The following is a 17,757-nucleotide window of genomic DNA, read 5'->3' as shown; positions in this document are numbered from 1 at the left end:
CGTCCGTCGATCGAGACCGCCGGTCCGGCCCGGCGCGCGGTCGAACTCGTGGGAACTACTCGACTTCGAGCCACGGCACCTCCATGAGCGGCGGGATGTGCGTCTCGATGTGGTGCTCCCAGACGCCCTCCTCGCCGAAGGCTTCACCGTGGTCGGCGGTCACGATGACCCGGCCGTCCAGTCGCTCGACCAGGTCGGCGACGGACTCGAGTGCGATCCGCAGGTTCTCCTCGTACAGTGCAAGCGCCGCCTCCCTGGTTCCGTTCTTGACGAGGTCGGTCGGGTCGAGTTCGAGCCAGAGGCCCGCTTTCTGGGCGAGTTCGCTGTCCTCGAGCCGGCTCTCGACCTTGGGCCGGATCGAGTCGCCGAGCGACGAGAGCGTCCCGCCGTCGCCGTCTTCGTTCGCGGCTTCCTCCTGTTTTCGGATCCCCTTCTGGATCTGTTCGAGTTTTCCGCCTTTCCCCCGGGAGAGATAGGGGGCGTGCGGCTGCATGTAGTGGAGGACCGTCCGATCGGCCCCGTCGACGACCTCCTGGTTCTCCCGGAACGCCTCCGCGAGGTTCTCCGGCGGTACCGTACCGAGGCCGTCGTCCCAGCCGGTCTTCCACACGTCGAAGACGTCGCTGATGTGGTTCGACGCCGTCCACTCGTACTCGCAACTGGCTCCCCACTTCAGTTCGTTCAGCGGAATTCCGAGATCGTTGATGAAGGGGTTCCCCGAGAAGTAGGCGATGTCGTGGTCGCCGGTAAATGTCCGGTAAGCCCATTCCGGAGTCGACGAGCCGGTACTCCAGCGTTTCTCCAGCGTTCCATCGAGATAGTCGTCGTAAACCTCGCTGAACACGTCGTACCGGCACGCGTCCAGCAACAGACAATAGTCCCAGTCCGACTCAAGGAAGTGCTGGTCTTTCATCAGTTGGGCTGTCTTTCGAGTCGACCTACGTATTCTTATTGGTTCAGCAACTGCGCCACGTGCCGTTCTCCGCCCGCGAGGGGCGCGGAGAGTCGTCACTCCAGATAGCCGAGTTCGCGCAACCGATCGCGGGTCTCCTCGTCGGCCTCGGCCAGGGCGTCCGCCTCGTCGGCGTCCGTCTCGGTCGGGACGTCCCACGCGCCGCCGACGGCGTTCTCGAACCGGGCGAGCGCCCGCTCCGTGGCGGCGACGCGCTCGTCGTCGGCCGGGTCGACCGGCGTCTCCTCTCGCGGGTCGTCGTCGAGTCGAAACCCCTCGTCGGAAATGCGGTCCGCGCGGACGTACTTCGCGTCGGTACTCCGGGCGGCGCGCAGTCGCGAGTAGGCCCGGTGATCGTCGCCCAGTTCGATGCCGGCCTCGCTCGCCTTCTCCTCCAGGTGGTGGAGTTCGATGACCGGCTGGGCGTACTCGACGAACGCGTAGTCGGCGTCGTCGTCCCGCTCGCGGACGGCTCGCTGGCCGGGATCCGGATCCGCCGCCCCGTCGAACGCCCGGTACTCGCTCGAGAGCAGCGATCGCGTCGGATCGTACGCGACGGCGTCCCCGTCGCCCGTCTCGGCCACGGCGTCGGGATCGACGTCCAGGACGTCGAGGAGCGTGTGATAGCAGTCCAGTAACTCGACGAGGTCGTCGCGGCGATCGGCCTCGAGGTCGGGGTGTTTCACCACGAGGGGAACGTTGACGAGTTCGTCGTAGAGGGCAAACTCGTGGCCGTAGAGGCCGTGTTCGCCGTGGAGTTCGCCGTGGTCGGCCGCAACGACGACGGTCGTCTCCTCCCACTGGCCGGTCTCGCGCAGCCAGTCGAACAGCCGACCGAGTTCGGCGTCCATGTGGGCGATTTCGGCGTCGTAGAGCCCGCGGATGTCCGCCCACTCCTCGTCGTCGATGTCCCGCGCGCCCGAATTGTACTCCTTGGAGTTCTGGCAGACGTCGTCGGGGTCGACGCCGGGAGCGAACTCCTCGCGGTACTCCTCGGGCGGGTAGTAGGGCAGGTGGGCGTCCATCAGGTTGACGAACGCGAACCAGCCCCGTTCGCTCTCGCTGTCGTCGATGAACGATTTCGTTCGATCGATGACCGACGGCGTCTTCGAGTCCGCTCCGTCGCCGCTGGCAAGTTTGGCGTGGGCCTTGGCCCCGATATGGACAATCGTCGACGCCAGATCGCGGAGGTACGCGTTGTCGTTGACGGCCTGCCACGCGCTGGCCAGCGGACCCGAGAGGACGTCACGAGGGAGGACCTCGAAGAACGAGTCGTGGTCGTCGAATCCGTCGGTGAGGCCGGTGTAGGGTGTGATCCAGGCGTTCGAGGAGTAACACGCCGTGTCGTAGCCGACCGCCGAGAGGACCGACGCGAGCGTCGTCGCGTCCTCGAGGTATGGACTCCCCTGGTCGGCCCCGTGTTGACTCGGATAGCGGCCGGTAAACAGCGAGGCGTGGACCGGCAGGGTCCACGGTGCTGGCGCGACCGCCGACTCGAAGACGGTCGCTTCCGTCGCGAAGTCCGAGAGCGTAGGCGTCGTCTCCCGCTCGTACCCGTACGGGCCGAGATGGTCTTTCCGGACCGTGTCCAGAACGACGAAGAGCACGTTCGACGGACGAGTCCTGTCCATTACTGACGACAATCCGTCCCATCCCAATAAAACGATTGAAGAGACGGAAGACGGCAGTACTCGCCGGTACGCTGTCGGCGTCGATCAGACGTTTCAAGTTCGCTGAGGATCCATACGACCCATGAACGAGCGAAACCGGCGCGCGTTTTTTATCGGCGTCTTCGGGGCGATCGCGGTGTTCGCCGTCCTGTTTTTCGCCGTCGGCGCGCGAAGCGTCGTCGACTCGCTGTTGACGGCGGATCTCTCCCTGGTCGGCGCGACGTTCGGCCTCGCAGTCTGCTGGCTGGCCGCCTGGAGTCTCATGCTCCGGACCGTGCTGGCCACCCTCAGCGTCGATATCCCGATCGTCAAGTCCTTCTTCGTCTACGCCGGGGCCGTCTTCGCCAACAACGTCACCCCCTTCGGTCAGGCCGGCGGCGAACCGATCGCAGCGCTGCTCATCTCGAAGGTCTCCGACGCCCGCTACGAGACCGGCCTCGTCGGAATCGCGAGCGTCGACGTCATCAACGTCGTTCCCTCGATCTCGCTCGTCCTCGTCGGCGTCGGCTACTACGCGACCACCGCCGCCGTGGGCGAGCGCCTCGAGACGGCCGTCGGGTCGGCGGTCGCGCTGATCGGCGGCATCATCCTCGTCATGGTGATCGTGTGGCGATACCGACACGTGATCGTCGATCGTCTCCCCGCGATCATCGCACCCCGCATCGGCCGACTCGGTCTCGAACGCTTCGACACCGGGTCGCTCGAGGGGGATCTCAGGGAGCGAATGGGGCGGTTCTTCGAGAATATCGAACGCGTGGGGACGGACCGGTGGCGTCTCTCCGCGGTGATCGGGCTGTCGCTGTGTGGGTGGCTCTTTCAGACGGCCGCGCTAATGCTCGCGTTCGCCGCCCTCGGCTACAGCGTCCCGCCGTACGTCCTGCTGTTCGTGATTCCGCTCGCCAACCTCGCGGGAGCCGCCCCGCTCCCGGGCGGACTCGGCGGGATCGAGGCCGCGTTCGTCACGCTGCTCGTGCCGACGACCGGGATCCCGGCGTCGGACATCACCGCCGCCGTCCTCATCTTCCGCGGGGCGATCTACTGGATGCCGGTCCTGATCGGCGGCGTCTCGGTGTCGGCGTTCGGGGTCCGGGCGCTGGAGTGACGGCGGGCCGGGACGACGCGCATCCGAGCGGTTAAGCCGTCCGATACCCGAGAGACAGCCACCGATCGCGATGTACCGAGGAGGCCACGCCGGATTCAACGCACTGCTCTACGCGCCTTTCGTGCCGCTCGTGAGCGACAGGTGGTCGCTCGCACTCGCCGTCTGGGGAGCGCTCCTTGCGGTCACCACGGCAAACGTCCCGGACGTCGACGAGGCGATCGAGCGGGTCGACCACCGCGGACCGACCCACACCGTCTGGTTCGCCCTCGTGACCGGGTTGATCGCCGGTAGCGGGACTGCGCTCCTCGTCGGCTCGAGTCCCGCCTTCGGCGTCGGCTCCGGTTTCGGCTTCCGCTTCGGATTCGTCGTGGGAACCTGCGGGATCGTCGCCCACCTCGCGGGCGACGTCGTGACGCCGATGGGGATCAGCCCCTTCGAACCGCTCTCCCGAACCCACGTCACGCTCGACTGGTTCAAATCGAAGAACAGTCGGATCAATCGCGCCGTCTTGCTCGTCGGGGCCGGTGCGTTGCTCGCTTCACTGCTGCTGACGATCGCGCACCTGGCCGGGATCGCCCCGACGGGCTGATCGATCGGGACGGCCCGCCCTCGAGGAGAGGTTATCGGACCTGCGACGTACTCTCGCCCCCCCAGATCAGGAGTCCGATCGCCGCCGCCCAGAGCAGACCCGTCGCGGTCGGCCCGTGTACCGCGATTCCGGGGCTCCAGGTCGTCTCGATCGGGTACAGCAACACGATCCCCGTCGGCGAGAGCGTATCGATCGCGAGGTGCGAGCCGATCGCCAGTCCGGCGGCGAGCGCGACCGATCGATCCCGGCGTATCGCGTAGAGTCCGGCGACGATAATCAGCGCGAACACGAGCGTGTGCGTGATTCCGCGGTGGACGAACGGCCAGCCCATCCCCGCGGGAAAGAGGAAGTCCACGTCCGGGACGAGTCCGAGGACGAGCCCGATCCGCGGATCAGCCTCGGTGAATCCGCGGACTAGCGCGTAGCCGACGAACGCGTGCGTGGCGAACGCGCCCGTGAGGAACAGTATTCGGCCGATCTCCATCAATCTCTCATTCGGACGACACCGTAACATAGCTTGTGGGTGGCCCTGATTGGCACGGGCCACGGACGTGATCGGACTCGGACGAACACGGGTCGCCGACATCGAACTCGGACGGACACGGGTCGCCGACCACATCGGACTCGGACGGACACGGGCCGACCAGATCCGCGTCCGACGGGAACGGATCGTCGACGCGATCGGAACCGGTTTCGAACCAGCAACCCTTATGTCCGGGATCGTGTACGAATCACTGATGGAACCGCTCCAACTCGAGGGGACGCCGTCTTGGCTCGAATCGATGTTCACGTCGGAGGTCGCGTTCGCAGTCCTGTTCGGGATCTGCATCCTCGAAGGAGCGATGATGCTCCGGTTCATGCCCAGCGAACTCGTCGTTCCGGCCGCGCTGGCGCTGATCGGGTCGTCGGTCCCGGAGGCGGTCTCGATCGTCGCCATCGCCGTCGTCGGAACGACGATCGGGCAGGTCGTCCTGTTCTATCTCGTCCGGCGAGCGGGTCGAGAGTACGTCTTGCAGAAGCGCTGGTTCCCGATCACCGAGTCGCGGCTCGAGCGGTTCGACGGCTGGTTCGATCGGTGGGGTCCCCTCGCCGTCCCCGTGAGTAACACGATGCTGTTCGTTCGCGGGCTGTGTACCGTGCCCGCCGGGCTGTCGGAGATGGACGGGCAATCGTTCGTCGTGCTGTCCGCGGCGGGGTCGCTGTCCTTCCAGTCGATTCTCGCGGGCCTCTACCTGTTCGGCGACTACCTCGTCGTCTGAGTCACTTTCTCTCCTCCCGGTAGACGGGTAACCGGAATCTGATCCCGGCGTCTCGGAGTTGCCACCTGACCTCCAGGGCGGCCCACGTTAGCCCCGTCAGGAGCGCGATTCCGATCGCGGCGAACTCGGATTGCCCCATCCAGACCGGACTCACGAAGAGGAGGGCGTTGTAATACCGGTGGGGGAGGATCGACTCGATGTGATCGCCGAGGTAATCGAGCGGTCTGAACTCGAAGGCACTTCCACCGTCACCGTCACCGCCGCCGCCTCCGCCGGACGATTCCGACCGGGATTCGAGACCGAGCGCGGCCGCGCTCTGGCCTCCTTCGCTTTCGTCACCCGTTTCGAGGCGTTCGGCCTCGTACGGGAGCGTCGATCCGACTTCCCAGACGATGTCGCCGGACTGGTTGACCTCTATCACGCGATTGCCGTGGGTGTCGGTGATGAGCGTGTTCCCGTTGGGGAGTCGATCGGCGTCGCGGGGCCACTGGATCCGGTCGTCTTCCCACACCCAGGTGCGGTTCCACTCGCCGTCCTCGCGCTGGAACTCCTGAATCCGACCGTTCTCGGAGTCGGCGACGACGACGGCCGGGCCACCCTGGCTCTCCGGTATGTAATCGGGGTTGTGTTGCTCGTACAGGATATCGTAGTCGTTCTCGCTGCCGAGCGTCCAGTTCTCGAGCAGCCCCTCCCGCTGATCGAGGAAGACGACCTGGTCCTGGTTCCGGAGGTCGACCATGATCCGCCCCTCCATCTCGCCGTCTTCGATGTACTCGACGTCGTTGATGTGGGCCCAGTCGCGGGGATACGGGCCGCCTTCCTCGACGGGGAAGTCGCTCTGGGCGTCCCAGAGCCAGTCGACGACCTCCGTTTCGGTGTTCACGACGAACACCTGGTCCGCGATGATGTCGGCGACGACGACGTGGGTTTCGTTGATGCGATCCGCGTCGTGCCACTCGGCGGCGAGTTCCTTGTGATCGTAGCGTTCGTAAACCACCTCGATTTCGCCGGTCGAGAGGTTGGCGCGTTCGATGACGTTCCGCGTACACGGCGGCTCGGAACAGGTCGGGCCCTCCGTGTGAATCGTATCCGTCGCGGTGTACTCGACGGTCAAGGGCTCGCCCTCGACGGGGTCGACGTCGAAGTACTTCGTCCGCGTGTTGTTGTAGTAGATGACCTCGCCGTCGGGATCGTAGGCGGTGATCGTCCCCGCACGTCCCGATTCGGTGACGACCGTGTGGTTCTCCGTCGGCGGTGCGTTCGGAACGTCCGCCTCCGAGGCCGTCGAGAGGCCGTTGTTGGTGGACGCGCTTGCGACCGCGGCAGCCGAGACGAGGAGGATGGCGACGAACGCGACCCGGAGTCGGTTCCGCGAGAGCTCCGATCGGACGCGTTCGAGCATCGGACGCCAATCGTCAGTCACGGTTCGGTCACCCTCGGGCGGAGGAATACCGGCTGGAAATTCATCGGTATGTCTTTCTAAATCGAATTAGTAGTGTCTTTCCTAGTCTATCCGAGAGAACGGATCCGACGCGGCGGCTGTCGTGGTTCGATCGGGGGCGGTCAGTCCATCTCGTCGGCTCGTCTCGTCGTGAGGACCGGAACAGACGACGTGCGGATCACTCGTTCAGTAAAGCTCCCGAGCAAGTGCCGATCGAGGCCGGTCCGTCCGTGCGTGCCCATGACGACGAGATCGATCCCCTCCGCGTCGACGTAGGACGTGACCTCTCGCGGCACCGAGCCGGTCGCGATGGCAGTCGTGACGTTTTCGACCCCGGCTCGCCTGGCGGTCGCCGCGTCCTCGTCGAGGACCTCCTGCAGGTTCTCCGTGATCTGCTCGGAGAGCGGGCCCGATTCGGCATCCGGCAGTTCCGGGAGTTCGTCCACGACGGACAGCAGGTGGATCGTCGCATCGTGACGCGCGGCGATCGTCGCGCCCAGTTCCACCGCGGCCCTCGCGTGGACGCTCCCGTCGGTCGGAACGAGCACGTCGTCGTACGGAAACGGTCGCGTCGCGTCCTCGGCTGCGCGAACCGTCAGTACCGGGACGTCGGTCATGTTGACCACGTAGTCCGTGACGCTGCCGAGAACGTATTCCCCCAGTCCACGCCGTCCGTGGGCACCCATGACGACCAGGTCGAACTCGTTGTCCGTTATCGAGTCGACGATCGCCTCCCGCGGTTCACCCTGAACGACGTGGGTGCTGACGGATACGCCGCGTTCCGCGGCCCGGTCGGCGGCGTCGGAGACGATCGCCTCCCCTTCCCGCTCGAGGACGTCGACGACGTCGGTTCCGAGTCGTGCGAGGCTCGGCTGTTTCGTGTCCGCAACGTTGAGGACGTGGACGGTCGCTCCTCGATCGGCAGCGACGTCGAGCGCGTGTTCGAGGGCCGCCGTCGCGGAATCGCTCCCGTCGGTCGGAACGAGAATGCGAATACCCATGCGACGGGGTTCGATTCGAACCCGCTTACGTTTGGGGGGACCGATCCCGTCACTCGTCCGTCGCAGGCTCACCCATCGGGTTGCGGGCCACCACCCGTCTGCGCCTCCTCGGCGTCGCCCCAACCGCCGGCGTCGATCACTTCGAACAGTTTCCCCCAGTTCTCGTCCTCCCGGTCTTCGGGGAGCTGGTTCCGTAGCTGCTGGAAATCTGACTGCGGGACCTGCGTGTGGACGTAATCGACGATGACGCGGGCGTGGTAGGCCGCCTCCGGAGGATCGACCCCCTCGATTTCGCTCACTCGCGAGACGAACTCCGTCCAGTCGAATCGCTGGCCGTGCTCGTGGACGGCACCGGTCATGTACCAGCGGATCTCCATCGGAAGCGAGGCCGCGAGGTCCTCGGCCGCTCCCTCCGGAATTCGCTGGCCGAGCGTCATGAGCGTCGCCCGGATCGCTCGGACGGTTTCGCCCGTTCCGGGTAGCTCGAGGCGGTGCTGAACATCGCCGGTGAACTCGTCGAAATTCATGGGCTTCAGAGATCGCACACCCTTCAGCGGCATAAACCTCACCGGCGTCTGGTCGGTTCCGTCGTCACTCTACCCCTAGTGAGAGGCGAGCGTACGTCTTCGTGAACAGCCTGAACGCCACACTCCACGACGAACGGTCAGTACTTTGTCGTGCCACTCCCCGTTACTCGTGGTACTCCCCGTTATAGAGGTGTTCGGTCGATACGCGCCGGTTCCGCGACGAGGTTCTCGGTCAGCAGGCGGTTGATCAACGCGCGATCGACCGATCGCCGGTCGGTCCCGTTTATCCGGTTTTCATCTACAGCGACCGTCACGAACGCCGTCGACAAGGATTATAAGAGGGATGGTGGTACGACGACTGCCATGCCCGCAGTTAAAGTTATCCGCGTTATGGGAACGTCAGAAGAGTCCTGGGAAGACGCAGCCCACGAAGCGTTTCGCGAGGCGAGCCAGTCGGTCGACGACATCTCCGGAATCAACGTCGAAAAGTGGACCGCGAGCGTCGAAGACGACGAGATCGTACAGTACAAAGTGACGACCGAGATCGCGTTCCCGGTCGAGCACTGATCGCTCGTCGCGTTCCCGATCGAGCCTCGACCGATCGTATCGATCCCGCGACGACGGCCCCCGGACTGCGGCCGACAATATCGTCGCCGCGATCGGGACGATCGTACGGTCTCGATTCGATACCCGGCTCTCGATAGCGAGAGTCGTCGTGACCGACGAGAGCGACGTCGCGACGTACTCGCTCCGGGTATCACGACGGCCGGTTGACGACCAGTACTGGGACATCGACCGTCCGGAGGACGTTCGACGTGACGCTGCCGAGCAGTTGCCGACCGAGATTCGACCGGCCGTGTGAGCCCATGACGATGAGATCGATATCGTGGTCGGCGACGTATTCGCGGATGCCGGCGGCGGCCCCATCGAACGACGTCGTCCGGGCGACGGCGGTTTCCACGTCCAGATCGGGAGCCGTATCGTCGATCTCGGCCGCAACCGCGTCGACGGCGTCCTGTCCGTTCGCCTCGAGTCGTTCGACGAACTCTTTCTCGAGGCCGCCGACGTCGAATGCGCCGCCTGCGGCCTGGAGATCGACGACGTTCAGCACGTGGACGGTCGAGTCGAAGTGTCGGGCCACCGTGACGCCGTGGCGGGTGGCGACCTCAGCGTTTTCGCTCCCGTCGGTCGGAACGAGCAGTCGGGAGTAGTCGGTCTCCCCCGCAGTCGTGCGGTCGCCCGCCGGGACGACGAGCACGGGGACGTCGCTTCGGTTGAGGAGTCCTTCCGTGACGCCGCCGAGGAGACGCTTCCCGAGACCCGTTCTCCCCTGCCTGCCGACGACGATCAGCGCCGCGTTCCGGGTGGCCGCGAACTCCGCAATCTGCACCGTGGGTTTCCCGGAAGTCACCGTCGTCGTGGCGGGGTGTCCGAGATCCGACGCGATCGCTTCGATCTCCTCGAGAATCTCCTCACCCCGCTCTCGTAACCGCGCCTCCTCGGCCTCCGTTTTCGTGAGTCGGCGTGATCGCCGGGCGACGACGTGTAGTACGTCGACCGTCGCGTCGAAGACCTGCGCGAACTCGAGGCCGCGTTTCGCCGCCCGCCTGGCCTCGTCACTTCCGTCGACCGGGATCAGGATGCGATCGTACATCGTATCGGCGTACGACTCACGCGGTCATCACTCTTGGCAGACGGACGACCCAGCCGATCCACACCACGAGCAGGTCGCCGATCCCGAGCGGAAGCTTGCACGACGATCGCACACGTACCGTCGAGCACGACGATCCCACACGTGCCGTCCGATCACGACGGTCCGCCCGTGCGCGTACAAGACGGACCGCGACCGCGCGACCCGACCGCGACGGTGCGCCCCGCGACGGTCCGTCCTCGCAGATATAAGGTCCGGGCCGTCGTCGGTCAGCACGTGACCGGCGCCAGTCCGCCCCCGATCGAGATCGATGGGCTGACGAAGTATTACGGCGACGTACGGGGGATAGAGGACCTCACGTTCGCCGTCGAGCGGGGGGAGATATTCGGCTTTCTCGGACCGAACGGGGCGGGCAAGTCGACGGCGATTCGCGTCCTGCTCGGCCTGCTGAAACCCACCGCCGGCGAGGCCCGCGTGCTGGGCCGAGACGTCGTGAACCGAACCGAACTGCGCGACGCGAAGGGCCACCTCGGCTACCTGCCGAGCGACGTCACGTTCTACGAGCGCGTGACGGGCGCGGCGGTGCTCGACTACTTCGGGCGACTCCGCGGCGACGCGCGCCGCGCGGAACTGCTCGAGCGGTTTCCCGTCCCCCTCGATCGGAACGTGAAGGCCTACTCGAGCGGGAATCGGCAGAAGCTCGCCATCGTCGCGGCGTTCATGCACGACCCCGACCTGGCGATCATGGACGAACCGACGTCGGGACTCGATCCCCTCGTCCAGAACGAATTCTACGACCTGCTCGCGGAGCGACGGGACGCGGGCCAGACGAGTTTCTTCTCCTCGCACATCCTGAGCGAGGTGCGCCGCGTCTGCGATCGCGTCGGGATCATCAGGAACGGGCGGTTGATCGAACTCGATACCGTCGAAAACATCCTCGAAGAGGGCGGCACGGTCGTCACCGTTCGCCTGGCCGAGGAGCCGCCGGCATCGGCGCTCGAGTTCCCGGGCACCGGTCACGTCGAACGGCGAGACGACGAGTACCAGCTCGTTCTCTCGCGGGAGTTCGACGCGCTGATCGACCGGTTGCACGAGTACACCGTTCTCGACCTGGCCGTTCGAGAGGCGTCGATCGAGGACGTATTCATGCACTTCTACGGCGGTACGGACGAGGACGAAACCGAGAACGAGGACGAGAGCACGGCTGCCGATAGCTCGGAGACCGACTCCTGATCGACCGCCACAGCCACAGCGGTTCCTGGATCGATCACCGTCTGCGAAGCCACCAGATCCCCGCGAGCACGAACACGATCGCGACGGCGGCGAACGGGGCGACGGAGTCGACGTCGGCCGTCTCGTCGGTGTCGACTATCGTCACCGGAGTCGTAACCGGATCCGCGCTCGTCCGTTCACCGGTGCCGGCGTCGTAGGCGATTGCAATCGCGACGCCGGTCGTCGTCTCGATCGCGTCCGAGGTCGACTCGAGAGCGAACCGAACCGTTTCCGAGTCACCGGGTTCGAGCGTTCCGACGTACGCCGTCGGCGACTCGCTCGTCAGCGGCAGCGTGGCGTTCACCGTGGCGACGACGCCGGTCACCGTCCCGGAACCGTCGTTCGTCACCCGAACTTCGTAGACGCCGGTTCCGTCGACGGGGACGTCCCCGTCCACGGGCGTGACGTCGAACGATCGGGCCTCGGTGACCGTGATGGGGATCGCGGTGGGGCCAGCGGTCAGGACGGTTTCGTCGTCATCGTCGTCATCGTCATCATCGTCGCCATCCGCATCGTCATCGTCGTCGACGATGTACTGGACGGTCACGAACAGCGGATACGTCCCCGGTTCGACCCTGGCCGCGCCGACGTCGACGGTGACGGTCTCGGTATCGCCAGTCCCGATGTCCGCGAGGTAGACCGACCGAGTCTGCTGCGGCGCGGCGAGTCGTCCGAGAGTCACCGATCGGTCCGGCGGTTGCAGCGTCACGACGACGTCGGTCACCTCCTCGTCGCCGTCGTTCGTCACCTCGAGTTCGATCGACGCCACGTCGCCCGCCCGAACGGACTGGTTCTCCGCGACGTCCACGGTGACGTTTTCGTCGGCCGGTTGCACCACCGGCGGTCCCGTCGTCGACGGGCTTGCCTGCGGCGCGTCGGTCACGTCGTCTCCGTCGTCTTCGGCGGCCGAGATTGCCACGGTTTCGTTCCGGAGCGACGAATCGTTGGCAACGCCGGTCCCGTCAGCCCTCGTTGTCGCAGGCGGTTCGTCGCTTCTCGTCTCGTTTTCGGGTGTCTCGTCCCTCGTGTCGCTTCCGGGACCGTCGTCCTGCAGCGGCGCGACTCCGTTGCCGGCGGGAAACGCAGTCGCTGCGCCGACTCCACCGAACACCAGCATCGCGGCGAGCAGGAGGCCACCAGCGGCGACGGTGCGACGCCGTCGTCTCCGACTCGAACCGGCCTCCTGGCCCGTCATGTCCGCTCCGAAATGGGCGATTGCACGATAAATGACGCTCCCCGTTCCACGACCGAACGCTCGGATTACTCGATCGGTGTCAGAATAACCGGTAGTTACGACGAACGGTCTCGACCGCTCCACTCGTCCGGCCCCGTCCGACCGCCCACACCTATAAGCCGCCGTCTCGCGTCTGGAGCAGCGACTCCAGTGCGAATGTTCGAGATCACCTCGTTCGAGGCCGATCGCAGACTCCGCGGCTCGCTGTTGCTCGCCGGGGCACTGATCGCGTTGATCGCGCTCACCGTCGGACTCTTTCCGTCGATCCAGGAGACGGGCGTCGATCTCGACGCCTACCTCGAGTCGCTGCCACCCGAGGCGACGCGCGCGTTCGTCGGCAACGTGACCACGCTGACGACGATCGAGGGCTACCTCGTCTCCCAACTCTATCAGTTCGGGTGGGTGCTGTTGCTCGCGATATACTACGCGTACGCCGGTGCCTCGACGGTCGCCGGCGAAGTCGAACGCGGGACGGTGGAGATGACGCTCTCGTTGCCAGTGTCGCGAACGCGGGTCGTCGTCGGCAAGTTCCTGTCGCTCGTTCCGGGAGTCGTCCTCGTCAACGCGATCACCTTCCTCGCGGTTTACCTCGGCATCGTATTCGTCGACGAGTCGATCGACGTGATCGACCTGTTCGCCGTCCACGCGTACTCGATCGCCTACCTGCTCGCCTGCGCCGGCGTCGGCCTGCTGGCGTCCGTCGCGTTCGATTCCGTCCGTCGAGCACAGACTGCCGGGGCCGGGTCGGTCTTCGGCCTGTTCTTGCTCGACACCTTTACGTTCGATACCGACTACGAGTGGCTCGGCGACGTCGCGTTCTCGCGGTACTTCGACCCCGGCGCGATCCTCGTCGATGGCGACCTCTCGTGGGCCGATCTCTCCGTCCTCCTGGTCGCCGTCGTCGTCCTCGTCGTCGTCAGTAGCGAGTACTTCGAACGGCGAGATCTCTCGGGGTGATCTCCGTCTCGTCCGCCCTGGCCCGTACACGAGACCGGAGTCTGCGACCACACCACCGGGCTGAGTGTCGAAAACGCGTCTGCCAGCCGCAGTCGACGACTGTGGCCACCGGGTACTGATCGAACCACCAGGGACGTGACGGACTGCCGCAGCCGATCGTCACGTCGACGCGTGGTGAGCGGTCGCTCGAGCGAGACGAACGGGTCCTGCGACCACGGCAACGCCGGTCGCCGCGATCGCGACGATACTCGACGCGAGCAGGAGCGATTCGTACCCGAACCCGGCGGAGATCGCCAGTCCGGCGAACACGGCCGGACCGGTAGTCCGTCCGAGGAACGTGGTGCTGTTCCGGAGGCTCATCGCGCCGGCCAGGTACTCGGTGGTAACCCGATCGCTCACGGCGGCGTCGACGACCGGCATCAGGAGTCCGACGCCGACGCCGACGACCACGACCGCTCCCATCGTCGGGACCAGGTCGACCGCGGCCCACGCGCCCGCGAAGCCGATCGCGTAGCAGGCGAAGCCGACCGCGATCAGCCACTCGTTCGAGAGGGACCGCGCCAGTCGGCCGCTCGACATGGCCGTCACCATCGACGCCGTTTCCGACGCCAGAATCACGACCCCGATCATGACCGGCGCGAACGCCGTCGCGAGGACGAACGGCATCGCGGTGAAGATCACGCCGAACAGCAAGAACTCGGTGAGGAACGCGACGACGAACAGCGCCATCAGGGGCGGCGTGACGATCGTTCGCGCCACGTCGGTGAGGTACGCGATCCCGTGTCCGCTATCGCTGCGGTCCGGTTCGTCGAGCGCGACCTGTGCGAACACGGCGATCGGGATCGCCGCGAGGTACGCGAGAAACGGCGCGTTCCACGCGATCCCCGCGAGTAGCCCGCCGAGCACGGGAAACAGGGCGGCAGTCGCCGAGAGGACGGCGACGTTCGCGCCCAGCACCGCGTTTCGCTGCACGCCGTCGAACTCGTCACCGACGATCGTGACGGTGGTGATGAAGATCGCCGCCGCGGCGGTGCCCTGTGCGATGCGGAGCGCGAGCAAGGCCTCGAACGTCGGTGCGATCGCCATCGCGCCGCCGAGCAGGCCGAACGCCAGCAGTCCCCCAACGAGCACGCGCTTCCGGCCGATCCGATCGGCGAGGATGCCGATGAACGGCGACAGAACGATGCCCACGAGGAAGTAGGTGCTCACCAGCAGGCTCGCCTGCGCGTCGGTGATCCCGAACACGTCGCGGAACACCGGCAGTGCGGGGCTGATGAGCGGCACGCCGAGCGGCGCGAGCGCCGTACTCGTCAGCACGATCTGTACCGTCCGGGACCGCCACGGAACGGTCGCAGTCGGTTCGTCGGTCGGTTCGGGTGACACAGCGGCCTCGATTGTCTGACCCATGGTCGTACTCACGCGGCCACCCCTCGTGTAGTCATTTATCGAGTCTGATACCTTCGACGGAGAGCGGTCTCACCGTCGGCGAGGGGTCTCACCGCCTGCAACGGGGCCACCCCCTCGAGAACCGTCCGCGCTCCCGCTTCGGACGAACGAGTCCGCGTCGCAGACTACGACGATCGCACGTCCTCCTCGCACGTCGCGAGAGGCGTCTCGAGCGGTGAGATGCCGCTCCGGCCCTGCTCGACGGCTCAGTTCTCGTCACGACTCTCGTGCGCGAATTATAGCGTGTCCCCGGTACACTGGACAACTATGATTCGAATACGTCGGTCGGAGATTGCGACTACAACGAGACTGTCGAACGCGACGAGTCAGTTGTACGTGGACGGGTGTGCGATCGGTGCGCGGTACCGCGGGACCCTCCTGTTCGTCGTCGTCGTCCTCGTCATGGGCACCGGCTACGTCGCGATTCGAGTGGGCACCGAAACCGTTCCCCCCACAGTTCTCGCCGCGCTTCGGTTCGACACGTCCGCGATGGTGTTGCTCCCGTACGCGTTCGTCTCCGGACGATGGCGCCCGCGGACGATCTCCGACGTGATCGCGATCTTCGTCCTCGGCGAACTCGTCCTCGCCGGAACCGTCGGGTTTCTCTTCGTCGGCCAGCAGTATACCACGACGGCGATCGCCGCCGTCGTGATGGGGCTCGGACCGGTCGTGACCGCCTCGATCGCGTCTCTGCTCGTCCCGGACGAACGGCTCTCGGCGACGGACGCGATCGGCATCCTCCTCGGGTTCGTCGGCGTCACGGTCGTCGCCCACCCGTCCCCGACGGGGATACTAGCGGGCGAGACCGTGGGAATCGCGTTCGTCCTCTGTGCGGTGCTGAGTTCGAGTCTCGGCGGCGTCCTGCTCAGTCGTCTCGAGACCGGCTTGTCGGTGGCGTCGCTGACGGGCTGGGGTGCGCTGTTCGGCGGGCTCACACTCCACCTCGTCAGCGCCGGATTCGGCGCGTCGCTCGGGACGATCGAGTGGACGCCGGTCTCGATCGGGGCTCTCGTCTACCTGGCAGTCGTCGTCGGTATCGTCGGCTACGCCGCCCTCCTCGTCCTCCTCGCGGAGGTCGGGCCGACCCGAACCAGCCTCACGTCGATCGCGAGTCCGGGCGTCGCGATCGTCGTGGGCTGGCTGTTGCTCGGCGAGGCCGTTACCACCCCCACGCTGGTCGGACTGCTGGTCGTCGCCGGCGGATTCGCCGTGTTACACCGGACGTCGATCGGTGAGATGGTCGTGACCGCGGGGTTCCGTCCGGATCGATCGTAGGCTCTCATCGCGCCGACGGGACGAACCGGATCCCGTGACCTGCCGATCGCCCCGCTCTGCCGGCCGATAGTCGAGAACGGCGACTCCACCGAAACACGCTCTCCAGGCTGACAGTCGGCTTCCAATAAAAACCGCACCGGTACGGCTCAGTCGGGTGACTCGAGTTTCCGTACAGATGACACCGGTGTGACCTGGTCAGACAACTGTTAGCGAAGATATACGTAGGTCACTCTCCAATATCCGATGTGAACGTGTGACCGGCCGTCACAGACGACTCGGTGCTGGTCTCGCAGGCCGTCACCCTCTAGCAGATCCACCATGAACGGACTCCGTTTCGGTGTGAGCGGACGGATCGACAATCGAAGCACAACCGAACTCCTCGACCCACCACTACAGACCCACCTGCATTACCGTCTCTCCGTGCCGAATTTCGTGCAGCTGGCTCGGGAGGGACGTCGACGACCATGACACGCACGCCTCTCATCCCGGACACCGCGCGGATCGGCCGCACTGCACTGCTCGTGAGCGACCTCGACGATATGGTCGACTTCTATCGAGACGTCGTCGGTCTCACAGTCCAGACCAGAAGCGACACGGCAGCATCGCTCGGAACCGGCGGAACGGAACTACTCGTACTGGACCGAATCGAGGACGCGTCTCCCCGCCGCCGAGACCAAGCAGGACTCTTTCACAACGCGTTCGAAGTCCCGTCACGCGCTGCGTTGGGTGCTGCGCTCGATCGGATCCGGGATCGCTGGGAGCTGGATGGCGCCTCCGATCATCACGTGAGTGAAGCGTTGTATCTCAGCGATCCGGAGGGGAACGGCGTCGAAATATACCGCGATCGGCCAGCCGAGGAGTGGCCGCGTGCAGCCGATGGCACCGTGCAAATAGGGACCGTTCCGATCGATCTCGCCGACGTTGCGGCGCAGTCTGACGGAACCGAACGGGCTCCCCCCGGAACGACGATCGGACACGTCCACGTAGAAGCGACGTCGCTCGAAGCCGCACGAGCCTTCTACGTCGAAACGTTGGGGTTACGCGTACAAGCGGAAGGAAAGGCAGCGTTGTTCCTCGCGGCCGGCGATTACCATCATCACCTCGGTGTGAACACGTGGAACGGTCGGTCACGGCCAGCAGGCGGCCGCGGACTGGCGTGGTTCGAATTCGTCGTTTCGAGCGAGGAGACGGTCGCGTCGGTTCATCGACGACTCGAAGAGGCAGGCGTCTCGGTCAGTGAGCGACCGGACGGCCTCGAAATCACCGATCCGGACGGGATTCCCATCCGAATTCGGGCCTCGTAGCATTCGTCACCGATCGGTAGAGCGAAGGCCCACCGAGTCACTTCCGTATGTTCGGTGTCGAGAGACGACGTTGCCGG

General features: G+C 65.7%; 17 protein-coding genes. 8 read left to right on the top strand and 9 right to left on the bottom strand.

Annotated features, from left to right (window positions below):
• Positions 1-55: 55 nt before the first annotated feature.
• Both MUG98_RS02140 and MUG98_RS02135 read right to left on the bottom strand, forming a co-directional pair.
• Complete coding sequence (locus tag MUG98_RS02140; RefSeq protein WP_265110540.1) at positions 56-913, bottom strand: hypothetical protein; 858 nt, start codon at positions 911-913, stop codon at positions 56-58.
• 95 nt (positions 914-1,008) lie between these two features.
• Positions 1,009-2,583, bottom strand: coding sequence for a sulfatase (locus MUG98_RS02135; protein WP_265110539.1), 1,575 nt, complete (start codon positions 2,581-2,583; stop codon positions 1,009-1,011).
• Positions 2,584-2,704: 121 nt separating this feature from the next.
• Here MUG98_RS02135 and MUG98_RS02130 point away from each other — a divergent pair, with 121 nt between their 5' ends.
• Together MUG98_RS02130 and MUG98_RS02125 are read left to right on the top strand one after the other, a co-directional pair.
• Positions 2,705-3,724, top strand: coding sequence for a lysylphosphatidylglycerol synthase transmembrane domain-containing protein (locus tag MUG98_RS02130; RefSeq protein WP_265110538.1), 1,020 nt, complete (start codon positions 2,705-2,707; stop codon positions 3,722-3,724).
• A 70-nt stretch (positions 3,725-3,794) separates the two neighbouring features.
• Entirely contained in the window at positions 3,795-4,313 is a 519-nt protein-coding gene (locus MUG98_RS02125; RefSeq protein ID WP_265110537.1) for a metal-dependent hydrolase, read from the top strand.
• A 31-nt stretch (positions 4,314-4,344) separates the two neighbouring features.
• Here the strand turns inward: MUG98_RS02125 and MUG98_RS02120 are convergent, their stop codons facing one another.
• A complete protein-coding gene (locus MUG98_RS02120; protein ID WP_265110536.1) occupies positions 4,345-4,797 on the bottom strand; it encodes a metal-dependent hydrolase in 453 nt (150 codons plus the stop codon).
• 253 nt (positions 4,798-5,050) lie between these two features.
• Here MUG98_RS02120 and MUG98_RS02115 point away from each other — a divergent pair, with 253 nt between their 5' ends.
• On the top strand, positions 5,051-5,572 hold the full coding sequence (locus MUG98_RS02115; RefSeq protein ID WP_265110535.1) for a DedA family protein: 522 nt from the start codon (positions 5,051-5,053) through the stop codon (positions 5,570-5,572).
• A gap of 1 nt (position 5,573) precedes the next feature.
• Here MUG98_RS02115 and MUG98_RS02110 read toward each other — a convergent pair whose 3' ends face one another.
• From MUG98_RS02110 to MUG98_RS02100, 3 genes are all read right to left on the bottom strand, one after another.
• A complete protein-coding gene (locus tag MUG98_RS02110) occupies positions 5,574-6,974 on the bottom strand; it encodes an aryl-sulfate sulfotransferase (protein ID WP_265112536.1) in 1,401 nt (466 codons plus the stop codon).
• A 161-nt stretch (positions 6,975-7,135) separates the two neighbouring features.
• Positions 7,136-8,014, bottom strand: coding sequence for a universal stress protein (locus tag MUG98_RS02105; RefSeq protein ID WP_265110534.1), 879 nt, complete (start codon positions 8,012-8,014; stop codon positions 7,136-7,138).
• 68 nt (positions 8,015-8,082) lie between these two features.
• Complete coding sequence (locus MUG98_RS02100) at positions 8,083-8,541, bottom strand: DUF2267 domain-containing protein (protein WP_265110533.1); 459 nt, start codon at positions 8,539-8,541, stop codon at positions 8,083-8,085.
• Between the two features lie 390 nt (positions 8,542-8,931).
• On the opposite strand from MUG98_RS02100, the gene MUG98_RS02095 reads away from it, so the two are divergent.
• Positions 8,932-9,108: a dodecin family protein gene (locus tag MUG98_RS02095; protein ID WP_265110532.1), complete on the top strand. Its 177-nt coding sequence runs from the start codon at positions 8,932-8,934 to the stop codon at positions 9,106-9,108.
• A 190-nt stretch (positions 9,109-9,298) separates the two neighbouring features.
• Here MUG98_RS02095 and MUG98_RS02090 read toward each other — a convergent pair whose 3' ends face one another.
• Positions 9,299-10,195 (bottom strand): universal stress protein, encoded by an 897-nt coding sequence (locus MUG98_RS02090; RefSeq protein WP_265110531.1) that lies wholly within the window; start codon positions 10,193-10,195, stop codon positions 9,299-9,301.
• Between the two features lie 273 nt (positions 10,196-10,468).
• On the opposite strand from MUG98_RS02090, the gene MUG98_RS02085 reads away from it, so the two are divergent.
• Positions 10,469-11,425 carry an ABC transporter ATP-binding protein gene (locus MUG98_RS02085; RefSeq protein WP_265110530.1) on the top strand — a complete coding sequence of 319 codons (957 nt, stop codon included), beginning with the start codon at positions 10,469-10,471 and terminating at the stop codon, positions 11,423-11,425.
• Positions 11,426-11,459: 34 nt separating this feature from the next.
• Here the strand turns inward: MUG98_RS02085 and MUG98_RS02080 are convergent, their stop codons facing one another.
• Complete coding sequence (locus tag MUG98_RS02080) at positions 11,460-12,659, bottom strand: COG1361 S-layer family protein (protein WP_265110529.1); 1,200 nt, start codon at positions 12,657-12,659, stop codon at positions 11,460-11,462.
• A 195-nt stretch (positions 12,660-12,854) separates the two neighbouring features.
• Here MUG98_RS02080 and MUG98_RS02075 point away from each other — a divergent pair, with 195 nt between their 5' ends.
• Entirely contained in the window at positions 12,855-13,655 is an 801-nt protein-coding gene (locus MUG98_RS02075) for an ABC transporter permease (RefSeq protein ID WP_265110528.1), read from the top strand.
• Positions 13,656-13,814: 159 nt separating this feature from the next.
• Here the strand turns inward: MUG98_RS02075 and MUG98_RS02070 are convergent, their stop codons facing one another.
• Positions 13,815-15,062 carry an MFS transporter gene (locus MUG98_RS02070; RefSeq protein ID WP_265110527.1) on the bottom strand — a complete coding sequence of 416 codons (1,248 nt, stop codon included), beginning with the start codon at positions 15,060-15,062 and terminating at the stop codon, positions 13,815-13,817.
• Positions 15,063-15,437: 375 nt separating this feature from the next.
• Between MUG98_RS02070 and MUG98_RS02065 the strand changes: the two genes are divergently transcribed.
• Both MUG98_RS02065 and MUG98_RS02060 read left to right on the top strand, forming a co-directional pair.
• Positions 15,438-16,376, top strand: a complete 939-nt coding sequence (locus tag MUG98_RS02065) for a DMT family transporter (protein ID WP_265110526.1) — start codon at positions 15,438-15,440, stop codon at positions 16,374-16,376.
• A gap of 464 nt (positions 16,377-16,840) precedes the next feature.
• Complete coding sequence (locus MUG98_RS02060; protein WP_265110525.1) at positions 16,841-17,680, top strand: VOC family protein; 840 nt, start codon at positions 16,841-16,843, stop codon at positions 17,678-17,680.
• Positions 17,681-17,757 lie beyond the last annotated feature (77 nt).

The sequence above is a fragment of the Halosolutus halophilus genome (assembly GCF_022869805.1).
Classification (GTDB): Archaea; Halobacteriota; Halobacteria; order Halobacteriales; family Natrialbaceae; genus Halosolutus; species Halosolutus halophilus.
Note: the sequence above shows the minus strand (reverse complement) of the source record. Positions and strands in the feature narration are given on the sequence as shown.